The organism is Actinoallomurus sp. NPDC050550, assembly GCF_040655075.1.
Taxonomy (GTDB): Bacteria; Actinomycetota; Actinomycetes; order Streptosporangiales; family Streptosporangiaceae; genus Actinoallomurus.
The window spans coordinates 59,770-66,264 of sequence record NZ_JBFAJC010000058.1 but is presented as its reverse complement, the minus strand read 5'-3'; the positions used below and the strand labels follow the sequence as shown (position 1 = coordinate 66,264).

Here is a 6,495-nt window from a genome sequence, read left to right as displayed (position 1 = left end):
GCCTCAAAACCGGTGCCCTCTACGACGAGGCGACCGCCTGGCCGCATCATCTGGAACGGGCTGCTTGACATCACTAGCTCCTGGGATGTCTTTCGGGATCCTCGTCACGGATGAGCGAAGGGAGAACGCGGGTTTCCCCCACACGCTCTCCCTCGGGTCGGTTGCGGTCACTTGAGGATGGGGAGGCGGCGGACCAGACCGGTCTTGGCCCACCAGCGGCCCAGGCCGAGGGTGTCGCCGGCGCCGACCAGCGCCAGGCCGATCACCAGCAGCGCGTAGATGAGGTGGTCGTCCATGAACGGGTTGTTGGCCGGAGGAAGGACAACGCTCCACATCATGACCAGCATGGCCGCACCCGCCGCGGCCGCGATCCGCATCCCGATGCCGAGCATGAGGGCGGCGCCGATGCCGGCCAGGCCGAGCATGAACAGCCAGTCGGCCCAGGCGGCGCCGGCGATGCCGTGGTAGAAGCCCTTGAACGGGCCGGCCGCCGAGAACTTCAAGAACCCCAGGGTGGGGTGGCCGCCGTCGATCCAGGCCTGCTTGCCGGTGGTCTCGTGCCCCAGCCCGAACAGCTTGTCGAAGAAGGCCCAGACGAACACGAAGCCCAGCGAGATTCGGGTCAGCGCCCACACGTAGCGGGCGGCGGGCCGCTCGGTCACCGGGTCGGCGCCGAACGCGGGAACGTGGAAACGGTGGATCGCGGGGCGGCGGTTGGTGACGGCCATCGTCTTCACCTCTTCTGAGCGGGGCCGGATCCCTTCCGGCTGATCTCACTCAACCGCGAACCACCATGCCCACCGCAGAGGCCAAAGCCGTACCACCCACAGGACCTTCGTCCGCCCGCCATACGGACCTCAGGCCTCCCCGGGCGTCGCGTCGCGGTGAATCACGACGACGGCGCAACGAGCGTGATGCACACACTGCTGGCTGACCGAGCCCAGCAGCAGGCCAGAGAAACCTCCGTGCCCGCGATTGCCGACGATCAGGAGCTCGGCGTCACGGGAGGCATTCACCAGCACCTCGGTGGCCTCGCCGGTGCGCTCGCTTCACCTCTCGCAGAGGACGACTCTTCCACGTACGCTGCGCGGTAACCGCTCATGTTGGCCGGGCCGGTCAGAACGCTTCTTGTCATTCGCAACGCGCCGACGGACACGATCAGGACATCCACCGCCGGTCCGGTGCCCGTCTACTGCGGGTCGCCCGGCACCAGACCGGCTCACTCCTAAAGCGACCGTGATCAGTGGGCGAAAGCCGTGAGTTCACGCGCGTAGCTGGTGACGTCGACGGCTCCGGGTGGCACCGGAACGGGGTGGGCCGCCGCAGGGGCGAGGTCGATCGTCAGCGTGGTGGCGGACCGGGCCCCGATCCTTAGCGTGAGGTGCCGCGCGGGGGCGGCTCTCCAAATGGCTTCGATGGGTATGCCGAGCGCGACCGGGTCGATGGATAGCCACGGCGCGCGCTGACCCAGGTGGACGTAGACGTGGCCGGCGACGACGCGCATCTCACCGTCACGCCCGTCGGCCAGTCGGATGGTGAGGTCGGCGGTCTGATGGACGGTATCGGTGAATCCGTGCGCGTTGAGTGTCGCGCGGCCGGTTCGGAGGCTGACCGAGACCGCGTACGCGGACGACGTGGGAGGGGCGGTGGTGGTCGTATCGGCTGCGGGTACGCCGACGAACAGCAGCGCGGCGGCGGTCATCATCATTGGGTGCGGCATGGCGGTGATCCCTTGTTCGTAGTGGCTATTCGGTGTGCAGGGCGGTGAGGACGCCTAGGCGTGCGGCGCGGCGTGCAGGGACGGCGGCGGCGAGGAGGCCCGCGGCGACGGCGGCGGGAAGAACGGCGGCCAGAAGCGCCACCGGGACTCCGGGCGGACCGAGGACGCGCCCCTCCAGGGCCCGGCCGAGCGGCCAGCCGATCGACAGGCCCAGCACCAGTCCGGTGAGCGATCCGGTGACGACGGTCGTGAGCGCTTCGACCCGGATGATGGTGCGGATCTGGCGAGCTTCGGCGCCGACGGCGCGGAGCAGCCCGATCTCGCGGGTGCGCTCCAGGACGCTCAGGGCCAGGGCGATGGCGACGGTGATCAGGCCGATGAGGAGGCTCAAGGCCAGCAGGCCGGTCATCATGGTGGCGACCAGGTCGATGCCCGAGGCGACTCGGTGGCTGTAACCGGTCCTGTCGTCGAGGAACGCCTGCGGGTAGTCGGCGCGCAGCGCGGTGAGCTCGGCACGGACCTGGTGCCGGGCGTCCTCGGCGGCCCGGACGAGGATCGTCTGGTCGGTCTGCTGGGCGGGCGGGTAGTCACGTTTGTAGTCGGCGAGGGGGATGAGGTAGGCGCCGGCGACCTGGTCGTAGTCGTACAGGGCGACGATGCGCACCGGCCGGGTGCCGCCGGTCGGGTAGGTGATGGGGATCGTCTGGCCGAGGTGCCAGCCGATCCTCGCGGCCACGGTGGCGCTGACCGCCATGGTCCCCGGTGCCAGGCCGGTGAGGCTGCCGGCGCTCACGTGCGGATCGACGAGCCGCGGATAGGCGGCCGGGTCGATGCCGCACAGCTTGTCGGAGACGCCGGGCGCCTGGAAGGTGCCGCACGGCATCCCGGAGGCCGAGATGACACCGGGTGATCGCGCGATCCGGCCGGTCAGCGCGGGGTCCAGCCCGGCACCCGTCCCTGGCGCGGTGCTGAGGACGTAGTCGGCGCGCAGCGAGCGCCGTACGTCGACCGCGCGGCTGGAGGAGGTGGTCGCCGCGAGTGTGGCGACGATGGAGACGGTGGCGACCGCGACGGCGAGCGTTCCCCCGGTGCCGGCGACCCGGCGCGGGTTGCGCAGCATCTGCCGGTCGGCCAGGCGTCCGCAGACGCCTGCGGCGGCCGACAGCAGGCGGCGCGCCGGAGCGGTGAGCGGCCGTACGAGTATGGGCCCGGCCAGGCCCGCGCCGAAGAGGAGCGCCAGTGCGCCCAACGCGACGGGCCCCTTCCCCGAGGCCGTGACGAGCAGGAGGGCCCCCGCGAGGAGGACGCCCGTCGCGACGATCCGGCGCGTCCATCCGGGCGGGCGGGTGCCTGTGGTCGTCAGGTCGGCGGACAGCGCGGCCAGGGGACGCGAGCGGGACGCCCGCAGTGCGGCGGCACCGGCCGCGACCACGGTCACGCCGACGCCGACGACCAGCGAAGCCACGACGGTGTGCGTCCGCAGGACCGGTGCCGTGGCGGGCAGCGGGAGCCCCATGGCGCCGAGGGCAGCGCGCAGGCCGGAGGCCAGGCCGATTCCGCCGAACAGGCCGGCGACGCCACCGGCCAGCCCGATCGCGGCGGCCTCCGCGAGCACGAGCCGTGCCGTCTGGCCTCGGCTTGCCCCAACGCAGCGCAACAGGGCGAGTTCCCGCGTACGCTGTGCCACGGTGATCGTGAAGGTATTGGCGATCAGCAGCGTCGCGACGATGAGCGCGATCACCGCGAAGGCGCCCAGGCCGGCGCCGATCACCGAAGCCGCTCCGGAGATGCCGCCGGCCAGCTGGTCGGCCTGCTGGGTCCCGGTCCGTACGGTGTAGGCGGCCCCCACCGCCGTCTTGATCCGGCGCGCGAGAGCGGTCGCCGAGAGCCCCGCCTCGCCCGCCGCCTCGACGGCGGCGTATCGTCCGCCGGTGCCGAGCAGCTCAGGTGCTGCCTCGGGGGTGAAGCCGACGATGCTGACGCCGGCGACGGTTCCGGCCGATCCGAATCCGATGACGCCGTTGACGGTGAACGTCCGCGTTCCGCCGGTCAGCGCGACCCGCAGTGTACGGCCCGGGGCCAGGTGGAGACTGCCCGCGGTGGTGGCGTCGACGACGACTTCATCCGCGCCGCGCGGCCAATGCCCATCGCGGAGGGTGAACTGACGCAGCCTCGGGTCGGTGGGGACGGAGACGCCGACGGCAGCGGATGAGGAGATGGCGTGGCCGTGCTCGTCAAGGGGCATGGCGTACCCGGAGGTGATGCCCTCCGCAGCGCTCACCCCCGCTACCTGCCGGACCTTCGAGACCAGGTCGGGATGGAGCGTCGGCGCGCCGCCCAGCAGCGACCTGCCGAACCCGTTCGCGTCGGTGACGATCGCAGACATGCCCCCGGCCGCCTGGGCGGCCGAGTGGTGAACGCCCGCGTCGATGGTGTCGGTGAGCACGTATGTGCCGGACAGGAACGCCACGGCGGCCGCTATCGCCGTCGTCGTCGTGGCGGTACGGACCCGGCGCGCGGCGATTCCCCGGCGCAGCACGGTGATGATGCGCATCACCGCTCCACTCCGTTCTCCTCGAACGCGTCGAGGCGGTCGAGGATCGCGGGCAGCGTCGGCCCGGCCAGGTCCCCCGCGATGCGGCCGTCCGCGATGAACAGCACCCGGTCGGCGTGCGCGGCGGCCGCCGGATCGTGGGTGACCATCACGACTGTCTGACCGAGCTCGGCCACGCACCGGCGCAGCAGGCGCAGCAGTTCCGTCCCCGACCGCCGGTCGAGGTTGCCGGTCGGTTCGTCGCCGAAGATGACCTGCGGTTCGGTGATCAGCGCGCGGGCGACGGCGACCCGCTGGATCTGTCCGCCGGACAGCTCGGCCGGGCGGTGATCGAGGCGTTCGGTCAGCCCGAGCAGGCCCACGATGTTCTCCAGCAGGCTTGGGTCGGCGCGCCGTCCGGCGAGCTGCAGCGGCAGCAGGATGTTCTCCCGGGCGGTCATCGACGGGAGCAGGTTGAACGCCTGGAACACGAACCCGATCCGCTCACGGCGGAGCCGGGTCAGCTCGCGCTCGCCCATGCGGGTGATCTCGACGTCGCCGAGAAAGACCTGCCCGCCGGTCACGGTGTCGAGCCCGGACAGGCAGTGCAGCAGCGTCGACTTGCCGGAGCCCGACGGGCCCATGACGGCGGTGAAGGATCCCCCCGGGACCGTCAGATCCACCTCTCGCAGCGCGTCGACGGCGGTCGGCCCCTCACCGTAGCGGCGGGACAGTCCGACCGTGCTGATGGCTGCGGTGGTCATGAGGGTCGGTGAAGAAGGTGAGCCGGGCATGGTTCTCCTGTTTTCGGCATGGCTCGACCGGCGGACCGGCGGATGGTGCCGGCCCGCAGGCGGGGCAGGGATGTTCGGGAGGATTCAGGTGGTGAGCAGCGGCGCGCGCTCGGGCTCTGGCGCGCCGGCCGGTCGGCCATTGCGCAGACCGAGGAGGCCGCCGAACGCGGTGAAGCAGACGAACACCGCCACCGCCTCGAGGGCGGCATCGATGAGGTCGGGGTCGCCGACGAGCAGGTCCGGTGCCTTGAGAACGAGGCCCGCGGCCACCGACGCGGTGGCCGCCGCGCGCCACGGGTGGCGGCGCAGGTCGAGCCAGCGCATGAGCCGCGGTGCCCTGCGGTACGCCGCCCGCCACAGCGACTCGGCGGACTGGACCACCCGGCCCCCATAAGGCACGCGGTCGGCCGACGCACGGCACACTGCGGCGATCACGTCGAGAGTGTTCTCACCGTCTCGGGTCGACCCCAGCCAGGATGCCCGTCCGGCGGCCCTGAGCGCGGCGTACGCGGCGACCGGGACGCCGACGGTGACCACCGCCAGCAGCAGACGTTCGGGGAACGGCACAGAGGGCCCGAGGTTGCCGGCGGCCACCACCGCCACCGGGATCAACGCGACGGCGGCCGTGGCGAGGCTGCGGCCGGCCAGTTTCGCCGGTCGTCCGGCTAGCGCGGTGCCGCGTAGCCAGGGTGCCACCACGGCCAGGAACAGGCCGTTCAGACAACAAACGATCGCGATCTGCACCAGCAGCTCAGGGACGGCATAAAAGAGCGACGGCGACGGCCACGGCCGCGCAGGCGGCGTGCCCTTCAGGGCCAAGCCCGCCGCCGCGAACGCCACCGTGACGCAGCCGACCAGCGCCCACGCCGCCCGATTCAGCGAGTGCCGGGCGATGTCGGCGTTGAACTCGGCGGCGAGTGCACGCGGATCGCCGAAGCGCACCTGCGCACGCTCGGCCGCCTCTTCGAGAGGGACCCCGCGACGCCGCTCCTCATCGATCAGCTCCGTCAGATGGTCCGAGACCTCGGCGGCGATCCGGCGCCGTCGACCGGCGCCGACACGCAGCCCACTCAGCAGATCGCAGACATAGTCGCGCATCGGCTCGTGCATCATCGGGTCCCCTCTCCGAAGATGGCGTTGACCGCCGCCGAGAACGACCGCCACTCTCGGCGCCGCTCGTCGACGGCCCGCCGTCCCCGAGCGGTCAGCGCGTAGACCCGGCGTCGCCGGCCCTCCTCCGCCGACCAGCTGCTTTCGATCAGCCCCGACCGCTCAAGACGGTGCAGCGCCGGATAGACCGATCCCTCCGGAAGCTCGAAGAATCCTCCGCTTCGTTCTCGGAGCAGGTCGATCAGCCCGTATCCATGCGCCGGGCCCGCGGCAAGCACCGCCAGCACCAGGCCGTCCAGGTGTCCACGTACGGCGTCCATACCTAGAAACTCTAGGGC

7 protein-coding genes are annotated in these 6,495 nt (G+C 71.7%); all 7 read right to left on the bottom strand.

The features are described 5' to 3' along the window. Nucleotides 1-167: 167 nt before the first annotated feature. Nucleotides 168-728: a hypothetical protein gene (locus AB0I04_RS45425; protein ID WP_360899583.1), complete on the bottom strand. Its 561-nt coding sequence runs from the start codon at nt 726-728 to the stop codon at nt 168-170. Between the two features lie 129 nt (nt 729-857). After that, nucleotides 858-1,022, bottom strand: coding sequence for a universal stress protein (locus AB0I04_RS45420; protein WP_360899580.1), 165 nt, complete (start codon nt 1,020-1,022; stop codon nt 858-860). A 218-nt stretch (nt 1,023-1,240) separates the two neighbouring features. Continuing rightward, the gene (locus tag AB0I04_RS45415) at nt 1,241-1,702 is read right to left on the bottom strand and encodes a hypothetical protein (RefSeq protein WP_360899577.1); all 462 of its coding nucleotides are present in this window, start codon (nt 1,700-1,702) and stop codon (nt 1,241-1,243) included. A gap of 43 nt (nt 1,703-1,745) precedes the next feature. Beyond that, on the bottom strand, nt 1,746-4,274 hold the full coding sequence (locus tag AB0I04_RS45410; RefSeq protein WP_360899574.1) for an ABC transporter permease: 2,529 nt from the start codon (nt 4,272-4,274) through the stop codon (nt 1,746-1,748). Further along, nucleotides 4,274-5,017: an ABC transporter ATP-binding protein gene (locus tag AB0I04_RS45405; RefSeq protein WP_360899571.1), complete on the bottom strand. Its 744-nt coding sequence runs from the start codon at nt 5,015-5,017 to the stop codon at nt 4,274-4,276. Before AB0I04_RS45405 ends, AB0I04_RS45410 begins: the two co-directional genes overlap by 1 nt. A 114-nt stretch (nt 5,018-5,131) precedes the next feature. After that, nucleotides 5,132-6,160, bottom strand: coding sequence for a permease prefix domain 1-containing protein (locus AB0I04_RS45400; protein ID WP_360899568.1), 1,029 nt, complete (start codon nt 6,158-6,160; stop codon nt 5,132-5,134). Beyond that, on the bottom strand, nt 6,157-6,477 hold the full coding sequence (locus AB0I04_RS45395; protein ID WP_360899565.1) for a helix-turn-helix transcriptional regulator: 321 nt from the start codon (nt 6,475-6,477) through the stop codon (nt 6,157-6,159). The genes AB0I04_RS45400 and AB0I04_RS45395 overlap by 4 nt, the downstream gene beginning before the upstream one ends. Nucleotides 6,478-6,495: the final 18 nt, after the last annotated feature.